The sequence below is a fragment of the Candidatus Villigracilis saccharophilus genome, from assembly GCF_016711665.1.
The window spans coordinates 1-24,488 of the sequence record NZ_JADJSO010000008.1; the positions used below are offsets into that span (position 1 = coordinate 1).

21 protein-coding genes and 1 pseudogene are annotated in these 24,488 nt (G+C 51.5%); 3 read left to right on the plus strand and 19 right to left on the minus strand.

The features are described from left to right. Positions 1-218: 218 nt before the first annotated feature. Together IPL17_RS04140 and moaA are read right to left on the minus strand one after the other, a co-directional pair. Positions 219-479 (minus strand): hypothetical protein, encoded by a 261-nt coding sequence (locus tag IPL17_RS04140; protein ID WP_345305820.1) that lies wholly within the window; start codon positions 477-479, stop codon positions 219-221. A gap of 232 nt (positions 480-711) precedes the next feature. After that, on the minus strand, positions 712-1,731 hold the full coding sequence (moaA, locus tag IPL17_RS04145) for a GTP 3',8-cyclase MoaA (protein WP_345305821.1): 1,020 nt from the start codon (positions 1,729-1,731) through the stop codon (positions 712-714). A gap of 188 nt (positions 1,732-1,919) precedes the next feature. Here moaA and IPL17_RS04150 point away from each other — a divergent pair, with 188 nt between their 5' ends. The 3 genes from IPL17_RS04150 (at position 1,920) to cysS (ending at position 4,578) form a co-directional block, all read left to right on the plus strand. After that, complete coding sequence (locus IPL17_RS04150; protein WP_345305822.1) at positions 1,920-2,489, plus strand: hypothetical protein; 570 nt, start codon at positions 1,920-1,922, stop codon at positions 2,487-2,489. After that, positions 2,426-2,998, plus strand: coding sequence for a TRAM domain-containing protein (locus IPL17_RS04155; protein WP_345305823.1), 573 nt, complete (start codon positions 2,426-2,428; stop codon positions 2,996-2,998). The genes IPL17_RS04150 and IPL17_RS04155 overlap by 64 nt, the downstream gene beginning before the upstream one ends. A gap of 182 nt (positions 2,999-3,180) precedes the next feature. Continuing rightward, positions 3,181-4,578, plus strand: coding sequence for a cysteine--tRNA ligase (gene cysS / locus IPL17_RS04160; RefSeq protein ID WP_345305824.1), 1,398 nt, complete (start codon positions 3,181-3,183; stop codon positions 4,576-4,578). A gap of 311 nt (positions 4,579-4,889) precedes the next feature. On the opposite strand, the gene IPL17_RS04165 is transcribed toward cysS, so the two are convergent. The 17 genes and pseudogenes from IPL17_RS04165 to IPL17_RS04245 form a co-directional block, all read right to left on the minus strand. Beyond that, entirely contained in the window at positions 4,890-8,846 is a 3,957-nt protein-coding gene (locus tag IPL17_RS04165; RefSeq protein ID WP_345305825.1) for a DNA polymerase III subunit alpha, read from the minus strand. Positions 8,847-9,134: 288 nt separating this feature from the next. Then, a complete protein-coding gene (locus IPL17_RS04170) occupies positions 9,135-10,325 on the minus strand; it encodes an RQC domain-containing protein (RefSeq protein WP_345305826.1) in 1,191 nt (396 codons plus the stop codon). Positions 10,326-10,329: 4 nt separating this feature from the next. Beyond that, complete coding sequence (locus IPL17_RS04175) at positions 10,330-11,328, minus strand: ATP-dependent DNA helicase RecQ (RefSeq protein ID WP_345305827.1); 999 nt, start codon at positions 11,326-11,328, stop codon at positions 10,330-10,332. Further along, positions 11,301-13,649, minus strand: a complete 2,349-nt coding sequence (locus IPL17_RS04180; RefSeq protein ID WP_345305828.1) for a PAS domain S-box protein — start codon at positions 13,647-13,649, stop codon at positions 11,301-11,303. Before IPL17_RS04180 ends, IPL17_RS04175 begins: the two co-directional genes overlap by 28 nt. A 27-nt stretch (positions 13,650-13,676) precedes the next feature. Continuing rightward, positions 13,677-14,489 carry an SAM-dependent methyltransferase gene (locus IPL17_RS04185; protein ID WP_345305829.1) on the minus strand — a complete coding sequence of 271 codons (813 nt, stop codon included), beginning with the start codon at positions 14,487-14,489 and terminating at the stop codon, positions 13,677-13,679. 288 nt (positions 14,490-14,777) lie between these two features. Beyond that, positions 14,778-15,059, minus strand: coding sequence for a LuxR C-terminal-related transcriptional regulator (locus IPL17_RS04190; protein ID WP_345305830.1), 282 nt, complete (start codon positions 15,057-15,059; stop codon positions 14,778-14,780). Further along, positions 15,035-15,502, minus strand: coding sequence for a response regulator transcription factor (locus tag IPL17_RS04195; protein ID WP_345305831.1), 468 nt, complete (start codon positions 15,500-15,502; stop codon positions 15,035-15,037). The genes IPL17_RS04190 and IPL17_RS04195 overlap by 25 nt, the downstream gene beginning before the upstream one ends. A 462-nt stretch (positions 15,503-15,964) precedes the next feature. After that, positions 15,965-17,124 (minus strand): annotated as a pseudogene (locus IPL17_RS04200) (glycine C-acetyltransferase). Positions 17,125-17,212: 88 nt separating this feature from the next. Continuing rightward, positions 17,213-18,865 (minus strand): helicase-associated domain-containing protein, encoded by a 1,653-nt coding sequence (locus IPL17_RS04205; protein WP_345305832.1) that lies wholly within the window; start codon positions 18,863-18,865, stop codon positions 17,213-17,215. Positions 18,866-18,867: 2 nt separating this feature from the next. Continuing rightward, complete coding sequence (locus IPL17_RS04210) at positions 18,868-19,587, minus strand: ABC transporter permease subunit (protein ID WP_345305833.1); 720 nt, start codon at positions 19,585-19,587, stop codon at positions 18,868-18,870. After that, on the minus strand, positions 19,541-20,296 hold the full coding sequence (locus tag IPL17_RS04215) for a hypothetical protein (protein ID WP_345305834.1): 756 nt from the start codon (positions 20,294-20,296) through the stop codon (positions 19,541-19,543). Before IPL17_RS04215 ends, IPL17_RS04210 begins: the two co-directional genes overlap by 47 nt. Positions 20,297-20,446: 150 nt before the next feature. Beyond that, the gene (locus IPL17_RS04220) at positions 20,447-20,689 is read right to left on the minus strand and encodes a hypothetical protein (protein WP_345305835.1); all 243 of its coding nucleotides are present in this window, start codon (positions 20,687-20,689) and stop codon (positions 20,447-20,449) included. 76 nt (positions 20,690-20,765) lie between these two features. Then, complete coding sequence (locus IPL17_RS04225) at positions 20,766-21,047, minus strand: ATP-binding cassette domain-containing protein (RefSeq protein WP_345305836.1); 282 nt, start codon at positions 21,045-21,047, stop codon at positions 20,766-20,768. A gap of 50 nt (positions 21,048-21,097) precedes the next feature. Beyond that, positions 21,098-21,442, minus strand: coding sequence for an ATP-binding cassette domain-containing protein (locus IPL17_RS04230; protein WP_345305837.1), 345 nt, complete (start codon positions 21,440-21,442; stop codon positions 21,098-21,100). A 652-nt stretch (positions 21,443-22,094) separates the two neighbouring features. Then, on the minus strand, positions 22,095-22,358 hold the full coding sequence (locus IPL17_RS04235) for a hypothetical protein (protein ID WP_345305838.1): 264 nt from the start codon (positions 22,356-22,358) through the stop codon (positions 22,095-22,097). A gap of 672 nt (positions 22,359-23,030) precedes the next feature. Then, positions 23,031-23,228 carry a hypothetical protein gene (locus IPL17_RS04240; protein ID WP_345305839.1) on the minus strand — a complete coding sequence of 66 codons (198 nt, stop codon included), beginning with the start codon at positions 23,226-23,228 and terminating at the stop codon, positions 23,031-23,033. Between the two features lie 212 nt (positions 23,229-23,440). Next, positions 23,441-23,614, minus strand: coding sequence for a hypothetical protein (locus IPL17_RS04245; RefSeq protein ID WP_345305840.1), 174 nt, complete (start codon positions 23,612-23,614; stop codon positions 23,441-23,443). Between the last annotated feature and the right edge of the window lie 874 nt (positions 23,615-24,488).

Consider the following 24,488-nt stretch of genomic DNA (forward strand, 5'->3'; position numbering starts at 1 on the left):
GCGCAGTCTGCGTCAGGAAGGGACTGGCCCGGGTCATAGAGGACGGGTATCAGTCCCGCGCGACGCGGCGCTGGCCAAACTATTTTCGGCATCCGCGAAATAATTATCGCCGATATACATTATCTCTCCGATGCGGACGTTCTGCCAGCTTCAGGGCGTGGTCAAAATAAGACTGTCGGGCTTGAAGGCGTTTTACCTCTCCACCCGCGAGGATAGATTTAAAATACCAGATCGAGTTTCATATTTTCGGTTTCATCATAATACGGGTCGTCGCGGTTCGAGACCAAACCAAGCACATAGCCCGAGTCTTTCAAGAACTGTAAAAGCGGAAAGGCATCTGCGGGAATATGGACTGTAGGCTTGTAGTATTCTTCCATATATGCGGATGCCTGCGATGCGAGATCAATGGCTTGCGCGGTGGGAACACCCATTGCCACCAGGCGTCGTTTTGTAAAATTGACCCAGAAACTGTTGATCATCCGGGAATAATTGACCATCCGCCTGGATTGCAAGCGAATGGGCAAAGTAATGATGCACCCAATGTTCCAGAGCGGACGCGGTCCTCTTCTGAAATACGCAATCCCCGATGCTTCTGGTGAATTCCACAAAAACATCCCCACCGGCGGGGATGTGATGGGAGTGTGCCGTCAAGATCAAAAGGACTGCCTTAATGGAATTGGATGAAATCAAATGCGCCTCTGGATTTGGAGATCATTTTTGGGAGATCAACCGCCAGTGCGACATCTCAACTTTGTTAGTGAGATGGTGTTCTCCGGATCCCAGTTCTGAATAGCGGTCATCTTGTCCGCTCCATACTTTCGAAATGAATTTTGAAATATCTTCATCTGTCGCACCGTTACGGATCAGGTCGCGAAAATCATGTCCTTTGACGGCGAACAGGCATGTGTATAGTTTTCCCTCGGCGGAGATGCGGGCGCGGTTACAGTCGCGGCAAAATGCCTGTGTCACTGAAGCGATCATGCCGACTTCGCCTTTGCCATCCTTGTAGCGCCAGCGCCCGGCTACTTCTCCCTGATAGTTCGGGGAGACGGGTTCGGGAGCAGCGGTTCCGGGGTCGATCAATTTGACGATTTCCGCGGCAGAGACGACATCGTCCATTCGCCAGCCGTTGGTATGACCGACATCCATATACTCGATGAAGCGCAGAATATAGCCCTTCTCACGGAAGAAACGCGCCATCGGCAAAATGCTGGATTCGTTCAGCCCGCGTTTGACCACCATGTTGACCTTGATTGGGGCCAGCCCCACGGCGGCGGCGGCCTCCATGCCTTCGATGACTTTCTCCACTGGGAAATCCACATCGTTCATGGATTTGAAGATTGCATTATCGAGCGAGTCCAAACTGACAGTGACCCGCTTAAGCCCGGCATCCTTCAAGGCTCGCGCATGTTTGGGAAGCAGCGACCCGTTCGTGGTCAGGGTCAGATCGAGATCAGGGATCTCCGCCAGCATCGAGATCAAGTCCGGCAGGTCTTTGCGGACAAGCGGTTCACCGCCGGTCAGCCTGATCTTGCGGACGCCGTGCGCTGCAAAAAGACGAGCCAGGCGCGTAATCTCTTCAAAGGTCAGAATCTGGTCACGGTGCAGGAATTGATGGTCGGGTCCGAAGATCTCCTTTGGCATGCAATATACACAGCGGAAATTACAACGGTCGGTGACGGAGATCCGAAGGTCGCGCAGAGGGCGGTTAAGGGTGTCTATTAGGGGCATGGCTGGGCTTCTAAATTAAAATCATCCACTATTTGCGGTTCTGGGTATTTGATAAAACATACTGGGTGGTTCACTACCACGCATTATAACAACAATATAAGAATTCCTTTGATACAATTGACGAGCGTTACTGCCCGTGCTATTATCATTTATTATATTTTTTTCATATTTATTACAAAGGAGTTATTATGAGTTTTGATTTTATTATCCGTATTATTGGTATGCTTGTTATGGGTGGCGTCGGGGGGTACTGGGGATACGATTTTGCAGCAAATTCCATTCCAGATCAAATTGTTGGCTACTCATTAGGGTTCGCCCTGCTTGGCGCATTAAGCGGACTGTTATTCACGCCATACGTCACTACCGCCGGCACTGGCTATGCGTTCCCTGCTTGGAAGGATGTCAGCCGAAGGCCTGTTTGCGGGATTGCTGGGCTTGATCGTGGGCCTGCTGACAGCGGCACTGCTGGCTTTTCCGCTGTCGCTCCTGCCCAAACCTTTGGGCGAGATATTACCATTCCTGGGAGTTCTGATTTTTCCTATCTGGGCATTTCACTCTTCGAAATGCGGCAGGGTGACAATATGGGATTACTCAGCGCATTAAACGGACGCAGCGAAGGCGGGTCCTCATCCGCATGGACAAATCTTAACTCCGAAACATCCTGCTGGATACCAGCGTCATCATTGACGGGCGTGTGGCAGACATCGCAAAGACTGGATTTTTACCCGGCACGCTTCTTATTCCCCGCTTTGTACTGAACGAGCTCCAATATATAGCAGATTCCCCTGACGGTATGCGCCGCCAGCGCGGACGCCGCGGCATGGAAGTGCTGGCCGAATTACAAAAACTCCCAAACATCCTCGTCCGCATCTCAGATATTAACAGTGGACGGGTGCGCGAAGTGGACGACAAACTGATCGTATTGGGCAAACAGCTCAAAAGCCCAGTATTGACAAATGACTATAACCTTAACCGCATCGCCGAGCTTCAAGGTGTGACCGTGCTCAACATCAACGAGCTGGCGAACGCGGTCAAATCGGTTGTTCTGCCAGGTGAAGCCTTACGCATCAACATCATGCAGGAAGGCAAGGAACATAGTCAGGGTGTGGGCTATATGGAAGACGGCACCATGGTGGTCGTTGAAAATGGCAAGGAATACATTGGCGAGTACATGGATGTGAACATCACTAAAGTATTGCAGACCGCCGCAGGCCGCATGATCTTTGGCCGCGTGGATGAAGATGCTGTGGCGAAGAAGAAGAGATAAGATCAGTGGATAGTGAGAAGTAAAAAGTGATCAGTAATCCCCATACGGGGACAATGTCAGTGAACAGGGCGTATAAGTTGCGTCCTGTTTTGTTTTATAATCGTCATCGCATCATACCGTAGGTTAAAATAGAACGACACTTCGATACCATTGACACTCAGACACAATTTAAAAGAGAACCCATGCTAAAAATCTATAACACCCTGACCCGCAAGACCGAAGAATTTCAAACCCTCGAACCCAATCTCGTCAAAATGTACGTCTGCGGTGTCACCGTTTACAACGACGCGCATGTCGGCCACGCCATGTCGGCGCTGGTCTTTGACATCATCCGCCGCTATCTTGAATATCGCGGCTACACCGTCAAACACGTCATGAACTACACAGACGTGGACGACAAGATCATCAACCGCGCCAAACAGTTAGGCGAAGACCCGCTCAAACTTTCAGCGCGTTACATCGCAGACTACGCAGCCGACCTTAAGAGTCTGAACGTCATGCCCGCCACATCCAATCCGCAGGTCAGCAAGACCATGCCGCACATCATCGAATTCATTCAGGGTCTCATCCAAAAGGGACATGCCTACGCCGCAACCAATGGCGATGTATATTTCAGCGTCACCAGTGACGACGATTATGGCCGACTCTCAGGCCGCAAACTGGATGACATGCAGGCAGGCTCACGCATCGAAGTGGAAGAAGCCAAAACCCACCCAATGGACTTCGCGCTCTGGAAAGCCGCCAAGGAAGGCGAAATTTCGTGGGACAGTCCCTGGGGCAAAGGCCGCCCGGGCTGGCACATCGAATGCTCGGCCATGAACCTCGCCGAACTCGGCGAACAGATCGACATCCACGGCGGCGGCAACGACCTGATCTTCCCGCATCACGAGAACGAGATCGCCCAAAGCGAATGCTACACAGGCAAGGAATTCTCACGCTACTGGGTGCATAACGGCATGCTCCAGCTCGGCGGCGAGAAGATGTCCAAGTCGCTCGGCAACATCATCAGCATCAAGGAATTCCTATCCAAACGTGAAGCGGATGTGATGCGCATGCTGGTCTTGAACGGGACCTATCGCTCGCCCCTGCTTTTCAATGATGAGACATTGGACGCAGCGCAGAAAAATGTCGAGCGCCTCAAATCCGCCCTGCGACCTGCCGCCCCATCCGCCAGCGGACTCAGCCCTGAATCAGTTTCCGCCATCGCCTCCACTGCCGAGACCGCCAAAGCCAATTTCATCGAAGCCATGGACAGCGACTTCAACACAGCAGGCGCAGTCGCTGCCTTGTTCGAACTGAGCAAGATCATTAACAACGCGCGTGACAGCGGCGCGACTGATGAACAACTTAAATCTGCCCAGGCCATCTTCCGTGAATTATCGGGCGTGCTCGGACTCAAGATCGAAGAGAAACAAGGCTCCGGTGATGCGGACGCTTTCATTAACCTGCTGATCGAAGTCCGTGCGGAAGTGCGCAAGCAGAAGCTATGGGCGCTCTCCGACCAGATCCGCGACAAACTGAAGGAACTTAACGTCACCATCGAAGACAGCAAGGATGGCACAACTTGGCGGTATTCATAGCTTTTGGTACTGGGTTAAAAAGATCAAGGTGACAGCGTTTTTGAGATGGCCGTTACTTTTAAAAACTTGAAATTCAAATATAAAAGTTGTAGAATAAATTTGGGTGGCGTCACAAACCCTGGCGGCTCCAGTCATTCATAGAGTGACTTTTCTGTTCTCATTTGAGAACAATATTTCTGAGATTTGACCAGGTGCGCCATTCAGAAAAACTCGCCCGCAAAGGAAAACTTTGGGCGAGTTTTTTTATCTAAAACATCGTTGCATACGGTTAATAAAGTGTTGAGTTTTGTATAGTGCGGGAACTTTCGTTGCTACTGAAACGTGATCTCTTCCACATGCCAGGCTTCCTCGCCCAGCAATTTATGCAAGCGCGAGAACAACTCCGGACTGACGCGCGTGGTCTCGCTGGGGAAATCGATCAAATGGCTTTTGCCGTTCTCAAATATTTGGAACGAGAATTTATCCCTGCCGTGGAAGGAGATCAGCGTGCCGTGCAGTGTTTTAATGCGGCGTTTATCGCGTTCCTTGTCCGCTGATTGGCGCAAAATGACCGTGATCTGCTTCGGCGGGTGGGCAGCCTCTTCTTTTGCGAGCGGGACATATAACGAGGGTACTTGTGTAAAAGCCAATACCTCGGCAAGCGGCTGGGGCTGAAGCTCAGGGACAGCGTCCACCAAAACTGGCGCAACTACTACGCGCGGCGGAGTGATGGGCTCGTCCTTCTTGAATTTCGGCGCAGGCTTGGACGCCATGGCTGCCTCATCAAAGGACGGCTGCCATTCCATATCCCAGCCGTCGGGGAAGTTATCTGGCGGCGGAGGCATGTCATCGCCCTCTTTGTTATCTACAAATTCCCCAGGATTTTTTGGGGATAATATTGGGGCGTACACTGGAGCGGATTCAGCAGCAACGTGCAGTTTGTTGACAGGCTGACCAGCCGCAGCTGCGGGCTTCGCTGGATTCTGTTTCGAGGGCTGGCTTGTCTTTTGGGCAGGAGCAGTTGATTTGTAATGAAGAGGCGCGGGCTCGGCGTAGGGCGCAGGCGGCATCTCCGGCAGTTCATCCACTACCGCAGAAGTCATCTTAATTTCAGTCCTGATCTCGTCCACAAGGATCTTGGGCGGCGGGTTGCCGTTATCCACCTTGCCTTCCACGATCACGATCTGACCTATGCTGAGTATGTCGCGGAACTTTTCCCACGTCTTCGGAAAAAGCACAAGTTCAATATTTCCCTGAATATCTTCGATGGTGACAAATCCCATCGGCTTGCCCGTTTTCGTTGTGTACGGGCGGACAACCGTGATGAGACCCGCGACACGGACCTTCTCTTCATGGTTGGCTTCGGGCAGCTGCGCTGAAAAATAGCTGACGATCTGTGCAAGGGTGGATTGATATTCGTTAAGCGGGTGATCGGTGATGTACAAGCCGATAAGCTCGCGCTCCCAGTTGAGCATCTCGCGCTTGTCTACGTTCTTCACTTCGGGCAGGTGGATCTCCTCCACGATGCCGGTAGCCGCGCCAAAGAGACTCATTTGCCCCGCGTCAGCCGCGCGGAAATGATTGGCGCTGATGGCGATAATGCGATCCAGCGAAGCGAGCATGGCCGGGCGATTCCCAAATTGGTCGAGCGCGCCAACCTTGATCAGACACTCAAGCGAACGTTTGCCAACGGTACGCAGGTCCACGCGGCGCGCGAAATCGTTGAGGTCGATGAACTTACTTTCCTTGCGGGCTTCGATGATCGCTTCCACAGCGCCTTGATTAACATTCTTGATCGCGCCCAAACCAAAGCGGATGGACGGTTTGCCGTCCACATCTTCGATCTGAAAATCCCAGCCTGAGGCGGCGACATCTGGAGCCAGGACTGGCACGCCCATATTGCGCGCATCTGCCACATAGAAGGCAACCTTTTCAGTGATGCCTGCATTAGCGGAAAGCAAAGCCGTCATGTACTCGGCGGTATAAGTTGATTTTAGATATGCGGTTTGGACAGCGATCACACCGTAATCAGCCGCGTGGGATTTGTTGAAGCCGTAACGCGCGAACTCCTCCCAATCCATGTAGATCGCATCTGCGATGGATTGGTCCATGCCTTTTTCAACCGCGCCTTTCACGAACTTGGCGCGATGCTTGTCAATATCTTCTTTTTTCTTTTTGGAGATCGCCTTGCGCAGCTCATCTGATTCAGATGGGGTGTAGCCCGCAAGTTCCACGGCGGCGCGCATGAGTTGCTCCTGATAGACAGGAATGCCATATGTATCCTGAAAGATCGGAGCCATGTCCGGGTGGCGATATTCAACTTCTGATTCGCCGTGCATGCGTGAGATGTAATCGGGAATGAATGCCATCGGACCCGGACGGTACAACGCCACCATCGCGATGATGTTATCGAGATTCTTGGGCTTCATCTGCACGAGCCAGCGCGTCATGCCTCCGCCTTCGACCTGGAAGACACCCGCGGTTTGTCCGTTACCCATAAGTTCAAATGACTTGGGATCATCAATCGGAATATTGTTCAGGTCAAGTTTGATGCCGTGGCGTTTTTCGATCATGTCACAGGCGCGCGCCATCACGGTCAATGTGATCAGGCCGAGGAAATCCACTTTCAACATGCCCAGCGAATCGAGAATGCCCATTTCGAACTGGGTCACCGACTTGATGGGCGTCTCTTCCGAATTGGAGGTGGGTCGGTGAAGCGGCAGATAATCCATAATTGGTTTATCTGAGATCACCACGCCCGCCGCGTGTGTTCCAGCGTTACGGACAGTCCCTTCCATCCGCGCGGCAATATCAATTACTTCGCGCAAGTGCGGCTGGCTGTCGTAGATCTTTTTGAAATCTGCGACTTCCATTGCGTCCTTCATGGTGGTAGCACGGCCTGAAACGAAAGGCACGAGTTTGGCGACCTTGTCAATTTCGGGCAGCGGGATTTCCATCACACGCGCCACGTCACGCAGGGCGGCTTTTGAGCCCATGGTGCCGAAGGTGATGATCTGCGCGACCTTGTCCGAACCGTATTTGTTCGAGCAATACTCGAGCATTTCAGAGCGGCGGTCGTCGCGGAAGTCGAGATCAATATCGGGCATGGAAATGCGCCCGGGATTTAAGAAGCGTTCAAAGATGAGGGCATGTTCAAGCGGGTCGACTCTGGTGATGTCGAGTGTATAGGCGATGATCGAGCCAGCTGCAGAACCGCGTGCGTTGTACCAAATTCCATTTTCACGGGCGAAGCGGCATAGGTCCCACACGATCAGGAAGTACGCGTCGAATCCCATGGTGTGGACGACGCTTAATTCATATTCGAGTCTTTCCTGGACTTTTGAGCTGGTCGCGTCATCCTTGAATTTGACCTGCGCTCCCTGCTGGCAGAGCGCGCGCAAATATGTTTCCGGCGTATATCCTTCCGGCACATTGAACTCCGGCAGGTGATAGCCTTTGAAGTCCAGATTCACATTACAGCGTTCAGCGATGAGCAGGGTATTGCTTAACGCGTCTGGAACTTCAGAGAAGATCTTGCTCATTTCCAAAGGCGAGCGCAGATAATACGAGTCGTCGCTCATCTTCATACGGTCGGGATCATTCAGCGTGGAGTTGGTCTGGATCGCGAGCAGAATATCCTGCAAGCGCGCATCTGCCTGGTTAACGTAATGCACGTCGTTGGTGGCGATATATCGCGCTTCGTAACGCGCGCCCAAACTCAATAACTTTTTATTTAGGTCGGTGATCTCTTTGATGTTGTGCTGCTGCAATTCAACAAAAAAACGGTCGCGGCCAAAGACCTCTGAATACCAGTCCCATTTTCTGACGGCCTCATCGGGGTTTTCGTTCAGCAGCGCACGCGGAATTTCCGCCGACATACAACCCGAAGTGCAGATCAATCCCTCCGCATGGGCGGCGAGGAATTCATGGTCAATACGCGGATAATAATAGAAGCCTTCCATCTGCGCCACAGAGGCGATCTGTAAAAGGTTTCTGTAGCCGGTTTCATTCTCCGCAAGCAAAAGCAGGTGCGTGGACGAACGATCAAGCTTTGAATCCTTGTCCTTCATCGTGCGCGCGGCCATATAGGCTTCGAGTCCGATGATCGGCTTGATATTCTCCGCTTTTGCTGCTTTGTAAAAATCGATCACCCCGAACATCGTGCCATGGTCGGTGATGGCGACGTGCTCCATATTCAGCTCTTTAACGCGTTTAACCAGCTTCTTGATGTTCGAGAAGCCGTCGAGTAGCGAGTATTCCGTGTGGACGTGTAAGTGGGCGAAGGACATGGGTTGGGGGTCCGCTGGTCTATTGGTCGTTAGTCGGCAAATCGGCCAGCCCAACTTTCATACAAAAGATAAGGGACTAACCGACAAAAAATATTATAGCACGCATGTTCAATAATGAAATCTACGCTATGCTTAAAATATTTATGTTATTGCGAGGGCGCTCTTGTTCTTCCCTGGCACCGCCCGCCAGGGCAGGTGTGCCCGACACTTGCGCCGCGCTACACGGCCAGTGCGGTGAGCAATCTCCAAGCGACAAGGAGATTGCTTCGCCGCAACGACATGTCTCTTTTATCTTTCTTCGCACAAATAGCACAACCGCAAGATCCGAAGCTCGTCATAGTTCACTGTGCCGTTGAATTTATCATAGACGGGTTTGAGCATATCCGAGCCGGTTTGATCGAAAGCTTTGAAAACAGCCATTTGCTGGTCAGGGGAGAGATTCGAAAGCGAGATCAGATCCTCTGCCGAACGCAATGGATTCCCCGCTTGAATAAACCGCGCCAGATGGTTCAAGATCGTATCCGCAGTCACGCCGTAACGTGCCATTAAATTCTCAAGGCTCTCACCCGAGTTATACGCCTCCCCCACTTCCATATATCTTCGTCCAGAGTCGCTCTTCTCGCGCATCGGCGTTTTATATTTTTCATCGATCTTGTTCGATCTGCAAAATTCCTTGATGATCACAAGAAATTCATTTCCAAACCTTTCGTTCTTCACTTTTCCCACGCCGCTAATGTTCAGCAGGCTTTCACGTGACTGCGGGAAATACCCAGCCATCTCCACCAATGTCTTGTCCGAGAAGATTACATACGGCGGAACGCCTTCATTATCAGCCAGTTCCTTTCTTTTATTTCGAAGCAGACTGAACAGCGAGCGGTCATATTCGAACTCGGATGATTTGACCCTGGCTCCGCGTTCCTTCTTCTGCGCTTCATTGATCTGACCCCGCACCTGCTCCCGTGATTTGAGCATGTCCAGCCCTTTGGCAGTGACCGACAACACGCGATAGGCAGGCTCTTGACTCAGCAAGCCTTTCTCCACCAGTTGACGGGAGATGTGCATCCACTGGCTTTTGGTTAATTCCTTTCCAATTCCATACGTGGACAGTTCATGATGATTGTATTTCTGAACCTTTTCATTTTCCGAGCCGAGCAAAATATCCACCACATGCGCCGCGCCGAATCGTTCTCCGCTGCGTTTGACGCACGAGAAAAATTTCTGGGCTGGGATGGTGATGTCGGCCAGGTCGCTTTCTTCCATGCCGCAGTTATCGCAATTGCCGCAATTTTCCTGTGTGTATGTATCCCCAAAATAAGAAAGCAACGGCTTGCGGCGGCAGGAACTCCCCTCTGCGTAGCGTGTCATCGCATCCAAATGTTGATAGGATGCGCTGCGCTCAGGGTCTTCTTTTTGGTCAATAAAATATCTGATCTTGCTTGCGTCGCCATAGCTGTACAACAATAAACAATGCGCGGGCAAGCCATCACGTCCAGCGCCCGATCTCCTGATAATAATTTTCGATACTTTTTGGCAGGTCAAAATGGATCACGAAGCGAACATTCGGTTTGTTGATGCCCATGCCGAAGGCGATCGTCGCCACAATGATCTGGACATCATCGCGGATGAAGGCTTCCTGATTCCGCCTGCGGTCCACATCTTCAAGCCCCGCGTGATACGGGCGGACGGAATATTTATAGCGAGCCAGTGTCGCCGCGAGATCATCCACTTGTTTACGCGAGAAGCAATAAATAATGCCCGATTGGTCTTTGAAGTTTTCGAGGAACTTTAATGTCTGCGCAATGGGGTCGCGCTTGGGCAGCACTTCAATGAACAGATTTTCCCTGTTGAACGAGGCGAGAAATTCATTGGATTGCGTAAAACCAAGCGAAGACTTAATATCTGCGCGGACTCGCGGGGTGGCGGTGGCGGTCAATGCCATACAAACCGCGGACGGGAACTTGCGGCGCACATCCACCAGCTGGCGATACTCGGGGCGGAAGTCGTGTCCCCACTCCGAGATGCAGTGTGCCTCATCGATCGCAAGCAGGTCAAGTTTCAGCGAGGAAAGAAGCGAATAGATCCTGGGAGTCAGTAATGTCTCGGGCGCCACGTAAAGCAGTTTGGCGCGTCCGCTTTTCACAGCGTCCATATTCTGTTGATATTCTTCAGGAGACAGCGAGCTGTTCAAAAAGACCGCAGAGACACCCAGCGCATGCAGCTGCTCGACCTGATCCTTCATCAACGCGATCAGCGGCGAGACCACCACGGTCAGCCCGTCAAATAACAGGGCGGGCACCTGATAGGTGAGCGATTTTCCGCCGCCTGTGGGCATGATGACCAGCGTATCGCGCCGCGCCTGCACATTGGTAATGATCTCGCGCTGTAACGGCTTGAAGGTGTCGTATCCAAATGTCGATTTAAGAATCGCTTCGGGGGTGGGCATGGTTTGGTTGGTCAATTTTTCCTGGGAGTGTTGTTCCATGCGATTTGGATCTGTGTTCCTTTGTCTGGAAGGGAAGTGATATCCATGATGGCGCCGATCAGCAATGCACGTTCCATCATTCCGACCAGCCCAAAATGTTTATTGACCAGCAGATCATCCATTCCGATCCGCCCGCTGATCGGAAAACCAATTCCGTTGTCTTCGACCAGCAGCCAGATATGCTGCGGGGTTAGTTTCGCCAGGATGGTGATCTGCAGGGTGCGGCTGTGGTGCAGGGCATTCTCACAGGCTTCCTGCACGATCCGAAAGAGATGCCGTTCGATATCCTCTGGGTATCGTGCTTCACCTTCAAGCTGCAGGTCTGTCACTACATCCACGGTATCCTTGCTTTGATCCATGATATTGTCGGCCAAGCCTTCAATGGCGGGTTTCAATCCATAACTTAACATGGGCGGGCGCAAATCTGTAATGATCTCGCGCAGGCGGCTTGTCACTTCATCGTAGGCATCCTGAAAGTTTTTGGTGACGTGGCTTTCGTCGGTGTTCAAACGCAGGATGGCGAGTTGATTGAGAACAACATCGTGCAGGTCCAGCGCGAGTTGCAGGCGGCGCCTCTCGGTCCGCTCGATATCTCCTTCATATAGCTTTCTCAGGCGTTCCGCCTGCTGAATATTGTTTATTTCCAACTCTTCCTTCCGTTGTTGAAGAGTGTTTTCCATTTGTTTGCGCTCAGTGACATCCTGGATAAACCCTTCATAATACAGGGTTTCACCTCGCTCGTCCTTCACGATGCGGGCATTCGCAGAAGTCCAAACTACACTGCCATCCCTGCGCCGGTCCTGGGAGATAAAATTCTGCACTTCGCTGTTTTCAGCAAGCAGGTTTTGAAACTCCCGCCGCCTGGATGTATCCGTGTATATCTGTGTATCAATCGATTTGATTTCACGGATCATTTCTTCAGGGGAATCGTACCCAAACATCTCTGCCGCCGCCTGATTTGCTTTTATGAAACGCCCATCCACAGTGGAACGAAAAATTCCGAGAGGCGCTTTTTCAAAGATGGCGCGGTAATCCGCTTCCGCCATGAGCAATGCGTCCTCCGCGTGTTTGCGGTCGGTGATGTCGATCCATGAACCGATAATTTCGAGCGGCTGTCCATTGGGCGAGCGGATCAGGTGCAGGGCGTCCCTCATCCAGCGATATTTGCCGTTCCGATGGCGGAAGCGGTACTCAAGGACCAGCTGCCCGGTATCGAAGAGGTCTTCCATATTGACCCACATACGCTCGGCATCCTGCGGATGAATATGATTTAATAGAAAATCGGGGTCATTGGTGAACTGTTCTGATGAATAGCCCAACTGGTCATAAACATTCCCGGTGATGAAGGAAGTAGGGTAACCGTCTTCAAGCCGGGCGGCATAAATGATGGTGGGGCCGCGTGTGACCAGTTCATCGAGCCGCGCACTCGTCTTGCGCAGTTCGGCTGTCGCATCCATCACTCTTTCATTCAGCAAACGCTCGGTCTGTTTGTGAAGAGTGATGTCCCTGCCCAACAGCATGATGGATTGAGCTTTTCCATTCGCATCAACGATCATTGCGCCGGTAAGCTCCGCGTCGAAAAAGGTGCCGTCCTTCCTGACCAGAAGGAATTCCCCGTTGCCTCCAACGGATTTTTCAATTAGTTCCCGAAAGGAATTTCGCGCTGTTGCCTGTTGGTCGGGGACGATGAACGAAGCTATGTTCCTGCCGGTCAGTTCCTGCATGGTTTCGTATTTGAACAGTTCCGCCCCGGCCTTGTTCATCATGATGATATCGCCATTCAGGTCCAGAAGCATAACCGCATTCGGGGAGATCTCCACGAGCGAGCGATAGCGTTCCTCGCTTTCCCTGGTCTTTGCCACCGAGTGATCCATGGCTATCTGAAACGCTCTGTGAATGTCATCCTGTTCGAGGAGAAGTCTTTTTTCATGACTTTCAAGGTAACCCTCAATCACCTTGATGCGATATACGGCGTAGATATTCAGGGTGCTGAAATCGTTTTCAAAATGTGTGATAAAAAATTCCCACGCCGCCTGCAGCAATCCAAAAAACGACTGCCTGCTCAAGCCTGTTTCACTCAATGCCGCGCCTTGCTCCTTCGTGGACGACAGGGAATCGCGCAATGAAGAAATTAATGCATCCGCTTCTCTCGCGGCAATATGCGCCAATTGACTCGGGTGCATCGCAGCGCGGTTGGTAAACACGGTTTCGCGCAAAGCTTTTTGGTAGCGGCTGATCAGGTCTGCGCGGTTGTCCTTCACCTTGCAAGCGAGAGACTCCAGCACAGCGGCATCAAACGGCGGAGGATTTTTATCGTTCACTGAGCCTATTCCAGGGGAAAGTCCTGCTCACTTGGTCAGGTATGCGCCAAAGCCAGGACCTAACGGCCCCCATATGGAAACCTCCTCCTGCCCCAATTCTGATTGATCGAAACCATGCCAGTTCAGCAAAGAGATGAACCCCTTATCATCAAGCCGCCAGTCACCGCATAACCCGATGAATTTTTCAAGCGTGCGGTGATAGCCTGGCTGTCCAAACTTTGCATAAGTTTCAAAAAGTTCCACTACTAGAGGATTGTTTGGATCAATCCCCACGCCCTGCGCATTGAGAGCCAGGCAGCTGCCGGGAGCCGCCCAATCATAAAGGACTCGCAATGAGTGGGACATTTCCTCGTCGCGTAAAAAAACAGGCACTCCCCAAAGCACAAACCCCACTTTGCGGCGGTCGCCCAGAATCTTCAATACTTCAGGACGGTTGAGCAATTCTTCAGGTTCCCGGGCGTCGGCCTCAAAAAAATATACATCGGGTGTGTTCTGCAGGATGTCCCGCGCATATTCAACCACCACAGGATCGAAATCAGAATAAATGACGGTGGTACCCTTGGGAACATTGGGATGAATATGATCACTGGTCGGCAGGCCCGAGGCAAAATCAATGATCACATCATAGCCGCGCCGCTGAGTCAATTCCACGCCAATATCCCGCAGTGTCCAGCGCTGCAGGAGGCAAATTTTAGTGAGAAAGGGCATTTGACTGAGCAGGTAATCGGCAGCCTGACGGTCCACTTCAAAGTTATGATTGCCGCCGAGAATATAGTCATAGATGCGGCCGGACGAAGGCTTGGTGGTATCAACTATGTTTTCTTTGTTATCTTTTGCCATGTTTTACACTCCTTGGGGATATTCGGATTTTTTTACTTCGCACACTCGGGCTTGTCAGAATCACTTTGAAAGTATCAATCTGCGGCATGACCCGCAGAGAGCCATAAACTGTACGCTGACAGATCTCCTGTTTCGAAAGATTTTTGGGTCAGCACGTTGTGAAAATGGAGCATTGCGATTATAGCGTAAAACAAAATACATCCCCATTCTTCGAATTGCGGAAGGTGGGGTACGGTGAAAATTATCTTTAAAAATTTCGGCGTTCGATGATTGAATATTAAGAGGAGATTACCCCCGCCGTAGTAACCCTGATTGCCTTGGTCGAGTATCCTGTTTCAGGTGTATGGCCGGGGGTGGAGTGATCAATCCCTGTTGTTGTGCCGCGGCGATGGCCGCGGCGCGATTGTTTACATCGAGTTTTAGATACGCGCTGGAAAGCAGGTTGCGCACAGTGGAATTACTTACGTTCATGATATTTGCCAAATGGGCGGTTGTGTTGTTAGGATAGGCCGCGCACAGGGATAACACTTCCTGTTGGCGGGCGGTTAATAGACTGCTTTCTTTTGACAAATGTTTGACGTAAAGTTGATGCGCCTGTTTGCTAAAGTGGATGCTGCCCCGGCAACGGACACGACCACGCTTCCCAGATCCCTTGCTGTGGCCTGGTCGTCTTTCAATATATATCCACTTGCCCCGGCTTCCATTACCGCGCGGATCAATCCGCGTTCCGCAAACATGCTGATGACAAGGATGTTGAGCCCCGCATAGGCCTGAAGCAGTTTGGGAATGGCGTATAGGACTGGATATGGATTCGGGTTTTCAACCGAGGTCGGTACGCTTAAATCCAGCAAGAGCACATCGGTTGGGTGTTCTGCGAGGGTCGGCTCGAGCAATTCCCCAAAACCGATCGTTGCCACCACCTCGATCTGTGGATCTGCGCTTAAACGAAAAACATAACCATCAATGATGTTTTGATGATCATCCAGTATGGTCACACGTATTTTTTTATTCATACTTCACGCTCCCGCATCGATGGCTATAGAGTAACAAAAAGAATGACTCAATTCAATGCATATTAGCAAGTCAGTACAAATGCCTATGCGTTAGGACTTCTTGTCTATTGAACCATGAGCAGTGAATTCGTACAATGGAAAAAGTGCCAAATTTGCGAATAAATGGAATATCCAATTTCTCGATTCCATTTTATATAGGGGACAAGGGGATAGGGTGCGCTTCAACTTCCAGGGCGGATGCGGGAATATCAGTGGATGAAGTTGAAGCGTGCCTGGATATTGGGGTGGCAGGTCCAAAGCGTGAAAACGGTGATTAAATGATCGTGGGGCAGTCCAGAAACTGCCCCACACCCTTAACAAAGATCAGGCGGCAGTTTGTACAGGCTTAACGGTTGTAAAAACAACTGAATCTTCACAACCGATCTTGACAGCCAATCCGCATAATTTTCAGATCAGACGCTATTAGATCACGCCCAGCTTCTTTCCTACATTCTTAAACGCTTCCAAGCCTTGATCCAGATCATCCTTCGCATGCGCGGCGGAGATCATGACTCTAATTCTCGCCTTGCCCTGCGGCACGGTTGGGAATCCAAGCGACATGGCGAAGACACCTGCATCAAACAACTCACGGCTGAACTGCTGGCGCGAGGAGCTTCACCGAGCATGACAGGAGTGATGGGCGTTTCAGTCACGCCCGTATTGAATCCAAGCGTCTTCATTTCTGCTTTGAAATATTTCGCGTTCGCCCAAAGTTTATCCACCAGTTGGGTTGAGTCTTCAAGTAAATCCACTGCCGCGAGACAGGCCGCAGCATCTGGCACAGTTACCGCCGATGAGAACAGGAATGGGCGTCCGCGTTGACGCAGCCAGTCGATGATGACTGCCTTGCCTGCGACGATCCCCCCCACCACGCCAAATGCCTTCGACATCGTTCCGACTTCCACATCCACTTTGCCGTGCAGACCGAAGTGATCCACAATGCCGCGCCCGCCTTTGCCGAGTACGCCTTCACCGTGCGCGTCATCCACCATCAAAAGAATATCGTACTTCTTCGCCACTTCATAAATATCGGGTAATGGCGCAATATCGCCGTCCATGCTGAACACGCCGTCGGTCACGATCAACGCGCGGCGGTATTGACTGAGGTTTACATTGATCTGCTCTTCCAATGATTTCACATCGTTATGTTCATACGGAATGATTTTCGCGCCAGACAAACGAGCTCCGTCAATGATCGAAGCGTGGTTCAATCGATCCGAGAAGATCACGTCTTCTTTTCCGACCAAGGCAGGGATGGTTGCCAAGTTTGCCGTGAAGCCCGATTGAAAAGTGATCGCGGCTTCCACGCCTTTGAATTGCGCGAGTCGTTTTTCAAGTTCAACGTGCAGGGTCATCGTGCCCGCAATGGAGCGCACAGCGGCGGGTCCCACCCCCATTTCATCTGTCGCTTTTTTTGCGGCAGCCACCAGCGCGGGATGATTCGCCAATCCCAAATAATTGTTCGAGCAAAAGTTCAAGACCTTTTTACCGTCCACCACCAGCCACGCGCCCTGCGGCGAGCCGATCGTACGGATGCGGTTATACAATCCTGCGTTTTGCAGTGCTTCAATTTCCTGTTGGATCCAATCAGTTTTGACATTTTGAACTCCTTGTTTTTATTATAGCGATGGAATAAAAAAATGGATGTCATGATTTAACCATGACATCCATTTAAATTTCGATTTCTGATAATAATCCCAACTCTGCCAGCGCCGCCAATACTTTGGATTCCGCTCCGCTCTTGATGATAACCGCGGTTGGACTTAATATCTCGCCCAGGAATTTGCTTGCCTTGGACTTGCGCATCTCCTCCAAAATCTCGGGCCTGTTGACCCTTAGCACAAGCAGTTTTTCCACCCGGGCTTCAGTGCCGTGCGCATCCCATTGTTTGAGCGCCTTTACCAGTGCAGGCGGGACGTTCCCATTTGTATACTTCACCAGTAAAGATAATAACTGCTCGGCTTTCAATCCCTGCTCTTTGGCTTGCGTCAACGAACGCGCTGACACATGATATTGATACTCATCTTCTTTAGTCTCGGTACGCCGTTCACCACCATCATCCCATTCACAGAAGCGGGAAATTTGATAACGTACTGCTCTTGAAAAGTAACGAGAGATTTTGATTTTTCCGTTTGAAGAGACAACAATCTTCCCGTCGAAGGTCGAAGTTCGAAGGTCTGGCTTCTGACTTTCGACTCTCGGCTTGATCCTAAATGCCGTTGCTTCTTTCCCTTCTTCCGGCGAAGCCAAATCCGCCATGCCAAGCCAGTGCAATAGCTGAATGAAATATTTGATCAGCGCGCCATCCACTTGGTCCCAATACGCAAATCCACGCAGAAATTGTCCATCGGATGTGCGTTTGATGAACCATGAATCATAGTCACCGGCAGGACGTTGATAATCAGGGAATTTTTCTTTTATCCCGCGCACAAATGCGGGAATGCTCCACCATTTGTTGTGTGGGATGGAGTTGACCAGATCCATTAAAAACTCACGCGTGACGAGCGGCTGGTTCTGGCGAAGCCACTCGCCTTCACAGATGATGGTTGGAATTAAGCGCAGTTCATCAAACTCCTGTGAGGATTGCCATGCTTCAACGAGCGCTCTCAACGCATCCACGCGCGAGGCTTCAAGAAAAGATTTCACTTTCTCGGCCTGGGGAATATCTTTCTTGACAAGGTTGGCTGTTATCAATAAATTTTGGAGTGCAGGAGCTTGCTCCTGCCTGTCCAACGGCAAGCCGTTGGACTCCAGATTTAGGCGCAGCGCCGCAAGCACTGTTGTGGCATCGTCTAATATGTGATCTGAGCCCGGGATTTCAAATGCTTTTTCAACCGGGGTCGCGGGGCGGCCAAGAGGTTCTGTGGACTTCCCGCCTCTTTCCTCTTTCGTTACTTCATCAATGATCTCAAACAGGTCTTCGGGGATATAGGCAAATTCCTGCGCGCCTTTTTCGGCATCGAAGAAAGCCCTGGCAAGCAGTCCGCGATAAAAAAGATTTTCGGCGATGGAAATTGGCTTGAGATGCGGACGCTCACGGTCGCGTCTGGCTTCGCCCATTTCGCGGATCTCGCCGAATTTGCGGGCGAAGGCGGCCCATTCCATTTTGCCGTTTGACTCAAGCAGTACGGTCAACGCGGAGCGTGCATCAGCGGGGAGAATCTCCATTGTTTCAGTAACAGCTTCCAGGTCCAGGAAGGAGGCGCAGAGTTCTTCGCTGGCAGAATCCACTTCGCTCGTTTCCAATTCGAGCCCCCACGATCCTGCAATGATACGCAGGTATCCGATATCATATTTGAGCAGGGTGTGATACAGGTCAGGCATGATCAAACATATTTTTCGCGCAGGACGGAGGAAATGTAATCCATGCTGGCAACGACGATCGCGATGGCGATCATTTGGGTGCTGGCGGCGCGGTAGTTAAGCAGGTTGATATTTTGCTGTAAAAGAAATCCGATGCCGCCGCCGCCCACGAAACCGATGATGGTGGACATGCGCACGTTAATGTCCCAGCGGTACATGGTGTAGGAAATATAGGGCGGAATGACCTGTGGTATGACCGCGTAAATGATGGTCTGCAGGCGGTTGGCGCCTGTGGCTGTGATGGCTTCGAGCGGACCGGGCATGATGCTTTCGACCTGTTCGGAATACAGTTTTGCTAGGCTGACGATGGTGTGCAGGCCGAGCGCCATCATGCCCGCGAAGGGACCGATGCCGACCGCGATCACGAATACGATCGCCATCACAAGCGCTTCCACGGATCGCAGGGCGTTGAGGATGGTGCGCGTGATGCTGTAGACCACCATGCCCGTGGGGAGGGTGGATTTGGGTTTGGTCACGACTGCAAGTAATAAACCAAGCACCGCGCCGCTGAGTACCGGTACCCAGAAGGTGTACTCAATTTGTCCGACCTGATACAGCCATTCCACCAGCCACCCGCTCAAGCCGAAGACCGTGGCACCGGCAACAGAAGCCAGGAATAAATTAATGAGCTTGACTTTATCTGCCGGGCTTTTTCTCGGCAGTGCGCTGGCCGATCCGTCCAAGGAAACTGGATAATGCGCCGCCTACAGCCAGAGCGCCCAAGGCAGGTGTGATGATCCGCAGGATGTCGCTGACCTGAAACAGGAATGTTGCAAGGAAGCCCAAAGCGCCAAGGGATTTTTCAATGGTCAGGCTGATATTGGTAGCCAGGTGACCAGCTGAAAGAGATCCGAAGAACGCAATCAGGATCGCCACGAATAAGACCAGCATACGAGACACGCGTAAAAGAGTGGAGGGGATCTTTGTTTCTTCCTGGGGTAACGCCCAGCGAACGCAATACCAGAAAATAAGCGGCGTAGCCGCCACACTGACAAGATTGATGAATATATTTTCGGAGAGCGGGATGCTAAAAGCGCCGACCTGATTGACGATAAAGTAACCGATACCCAACCCGATCGGCCAGCCCAGCACGGATAGCGAGACACTGGTCAGCGGGCTGCGGACAGACTTCATCAAGTTTCGGGCTGCGATAAAGCTCAGCGGAAATGCCAGGATGGTGCCGGCCGTAGTGGCCAGCAAAGCCATGAAGACTGTTTCAATGATTTTGTCCCAGGTATCTTTTGCGTTTTGGGTAAAGCGTGGCGCGCCGACATTTTCGCTGATGGTCACGCGCAGGAATTGCGGCTCATCACTGAGGCGGTCGGGCAGGACGAAGGAAGTTGTGAAATGTCCATCGCTGTCGGTTTTGATCGATTCGCGGCCGAGCGCCACGACATTCAGCGGGTCGCTGCCGGCACCGAATCGAATGGGGCCTTCGATGTTGGGCGGAAGTTAAATCCTTCCACCTGGACTATGTCGCGGGGTTTCCGCAGGACGGCTCGATCACCAAATAATGGGTGGAGGTGTCTGCTGCGGGGAGATTTACCAGCTGTGGGCAGGAACGTGCAACGGCGCGTTGACGATCGCTTCCTGTTTATCGTAGGTGACCAGATCCGGGCTTTGCGAGAGTGCGGGTTGGCGGGTCAGGCTTTCCTGGCGTCTTTCACTGGCAGTTCTTTCAAGATTGACCTGGGTCATCAAAGCCGTAGGCGTAAACAAAGAGCCCAAATAACACAGCCAGTCCGATCTGAATGGATTTCCATGCGGATGATTTTTTTTTTTCATGGCTTATCCCACCCGTTCGGCATCACGGCCATAAATATCTTTGAATTTATGATCATCAATTTCACTCGGCAAACCTTCAAACCAGTTGTCCTTCATTAAGCGCAATGACGCGGTCTGCGTAACGATGCACCAGATCGAGGGAAATGCAGGCTGCATAAAACGTCACGCCATCTGTTTTATTGATCTCTTCGAGATGTTTCATGATGCTGTGCGCGAGGAACGGGTCAAGGCTGGCAACCGGTTCGTCGGCGAGGATCATCTTCGGGTCCTGCATGAAGGCGCGGGCAATGCCCACACGCTGCTGTTGTCCGCCGTTTAATTCATCCGCGCGTTGATCGGCTTTATCGGCGATGCCCACACGTTCGAATTGTTTTGATGGCTTTTGCGATATCCTCTTTTGGGAAGCGGTTAAGTCAACTCCACGCGGGGTGGATAACTGAGCCGCCCTGCCAGTACATTGGTGATGACCTTCGAGCGGTGCACCAAATTAAAATGTTGAAAGACCATGCCGATCTTGCGTCGGATGCGGCGCATTTCTTCCGGGAGATGCCGCGGTGATGTCTTCACCGTCCCATAAGATCCTGACCTTCCGTGGGATATCAATCGATTGATACAGCGCAGTAATGTGGATTTGCTGATCCGCTCAAAACCGATCACGGCCAGGAACTGTCCATCCGGTACTTCAAAGGAAACATTATTCAGCGCTTTGACTTTGCCGTCATAGATCTTGGTTAAATTCTTTACCTGAAGCATTGTGGTTTCTCGCGATCTTGAAAAATTGTGATGTGCCTGCCGCCCGATTATAAGATATAAGGTGAATAAAAAACGGGCGGAGAGAAAACTCTCCGCCCGTTTTTTATTGCGGGTACAAAACTATTTGGGAGCCTCGTAACCTGTTGCGGCGACCATGGCGCGAACCATGTCATACCGCGTCGGTGGCGGGGCAATGCCAGACCAGCCGTAGAAATGAGCGCTGCCGATGGAGGAACCCCAGGCTTCGCTCTCAGCGAAAGCAACGAGGGCTGCTTCGATCTGGGCGCGGACATCGCCGGGAATTCAGGTCCGAAGGAAAGTGTGTCATTCGGGATGGCCTAGAGATGGCGAGGATGCGAACTTTCGCATCACATCCGGGAGCTTCCGTGCGGATGTTGGCGCGGGCACCGAGCACACGCCAGCCGTCGCAGAAGAGTTTCTTGCCTTCAGCATCAGGAGCGCAGTTCGGGATCGCTTCGGCGGGGATTTCATACATGTCATGGTGACTTTACCGGGCGACAAAATCATCTTAGCTAAAGACTGGTTTGCCTTCGGGTTCAAAGGAACACTATAGAAGACGGTGCCGAAATCAACTTCGCCATTGGATGCAGCGGTGACGGTCTGGCGTTATGACCGCCGGGCTTGTTTCTGTTCACCAGGGAGTGCGGCCGCGGCAAACCAACGGCAGGGACCATGTACCAGAGGTTGAACCCTGGTCGCCATACCCCCAGGTTGCGCCTTCCAGATCGGCGAGGGGTTTGAATTTGCTATCGCGGCGACAATGCACCATCAGCCCAGTAAACAGGATAACGCCAGGGACAGCTTTAGAAAGAATCATCCACACCGCGACAACTGGTTGGAGAGCGTAGCCCAAGCCAGGAATGAATGCCACGGTATCGGTAGGAGAAGCGCACATTTTCAATGGTCGCGTACGAGGAGGTTTTGGACGGTGACTTGAAGGTTGGTTGTCAGTGGCTTGTTCCAAAGCGGCGGCCATTACTTCACCACTGCTACGAAGATAAAAATTGCATCCACTGAGGAACAAACAAAACTTTGATTTGGTGATCAGCTGAAACCGATCGCGGGAGCGGGAGGCCCAGTGAAGGTCGGCAAACTCAGTAAGCCTCGGCGGCAACAACAGGGGCTTGCAACAACAGGAGCCGCAAAGGCCGGGCAGAGGCCGAGTGCATCATCGAAGCGGCAATGATGAGGGTCAAAAGCAGGACGAAAAACGAAACGTTTATTCATATCTTCTCCTCTAGAGATGTAGGCCTCTTATGCGGCGGAAACGACCCCGACTTAGTGAGAGTAATAGCCTAAACACAGGTATGAACAAGTACGCTTGTCTTAAAAAATGTTGTTTTCTTACCATCAGGGTTTACCGATTTTAGGATTTGTTAAATTGTTACAAAAAAGACATCCCCTGTTTGAAGAGATGCCTTGAAATTATTTTTCCGCTATCCTTTACCACTTTCAGTGCCTGCAAAATCTCAAAACCCGCATTACGCAGTGAGATTGATGCCAAAACTTGCAAAGATCTTCGCCGTCCGCGTGGATGTAAAGTGGAAGACTCAGATGATGAGGAATGTTATGAATTCACCCATGCGGACTCTGTTTGATGCGCATGCGTGCCTTCATGAATTCCACCAGACGAAACATCAATGCCGCGCGAGACTTTGTTGACGGTGAGGGAATTCCATTTTGCCGTCATTATCGTTTGAGTTGGGTGAGAGAGCGTGAAACCGCCGCCTTCACGCGGGCCACTTTGCGGAAAGGTAGTAAGCATGATGACGTTCTGCTCCTACTTTCAGCTTCTGCTTCGATCCCGCATTCCCCTGGCAGGATCGTGATTCAAGATGATGGTCTGAATGACCGCCGTAAGGTATATAAGAAACCCTCTGATGACGGGCAGCCTATGTGAACGAATGGTAACAACCGCGTCGAAGCCGACTCCTGACGGTGTTATCAAAATATTCCTGCGCCCATGCTCGTCAAATATTAATCCAATATCCACGGGTTGAACATTCCCCCATGAAGAGCACGCAAGGGCATGAGCAGGTCTTCGCGTGAGACCCGATTGAATAGGGCAAAATCATTCCGAGCCGATCGGCACACTCCCATAACCGGGCCATAGTTTTCAGGGACTTGCACAGTGGCCGTCCACCACCTCATGGACAGTCCCATCGCCCCCCTATGGCAACTGACCATATCGCAGCCTTTCCGCGGCTTGTTTCGCGAGCCAATCGCGTGCGACGGGTATACCGCTCCCGCTCCAGGAGAGTTCGCCTTTGAATTCCCGCGCAAGGAGACGCAGATCATTGACAGTCTTCCAGGCGTCCCATATCTGCCGCGGATTAAGAAATGAGTTTTACTTTACGGGGCATGGAAACCTTCTAATGCTTGAATATTCATTCATAACCCCGTGGCGGGTATTTGGGTTTTCAAAAGAAAAAAATTCATGGACATTGAGTGATCGCGCCTTTAAAAATCAGGCGCGATATTCAAACAACCAGTCTTCATTCCCGTGATTAAGCGAGATGCGGTTAAGGGGCGCAGTTACCCCATTTGCAAACCGTAAACAACTACGGTTGTGCTTTTGGATTGATATAAAGCCATGTCTGCCGCGCGTAAAAGGCCTACCTCGCAGAACGGGAATGAAGCGGATACACTGCAAATGCTGTGCCGAAATACCCCAGTTGGATCTTTTGTGCTTCCGATAAGGGAAGTTATACGTCCTTCATCAACTCTCGCTGATCTTTGAGCGTCGCCGTCTCAGCCGCTTCCTGACCCGCATAGTATCACCAGAGTTACCTCTATCCCCGCCATATCAAAGGCGAGGAAATCGGTCGTGCGCAGCGGTTTTCTTCAAAGGGAGGTACTGAACAACGAGTTGGGTACTTCATCCCCAACGGCATGACTGTAGACATCGTTCACACCTTGAACCTTTCAACATCCATCATCGCGATCGAGAACATGGAATTCATTTTCTTTGTAGCGCATGTCTTCCGGCAAGCGTTCATCCGTCGCACGCCGATTCGGCAGACCG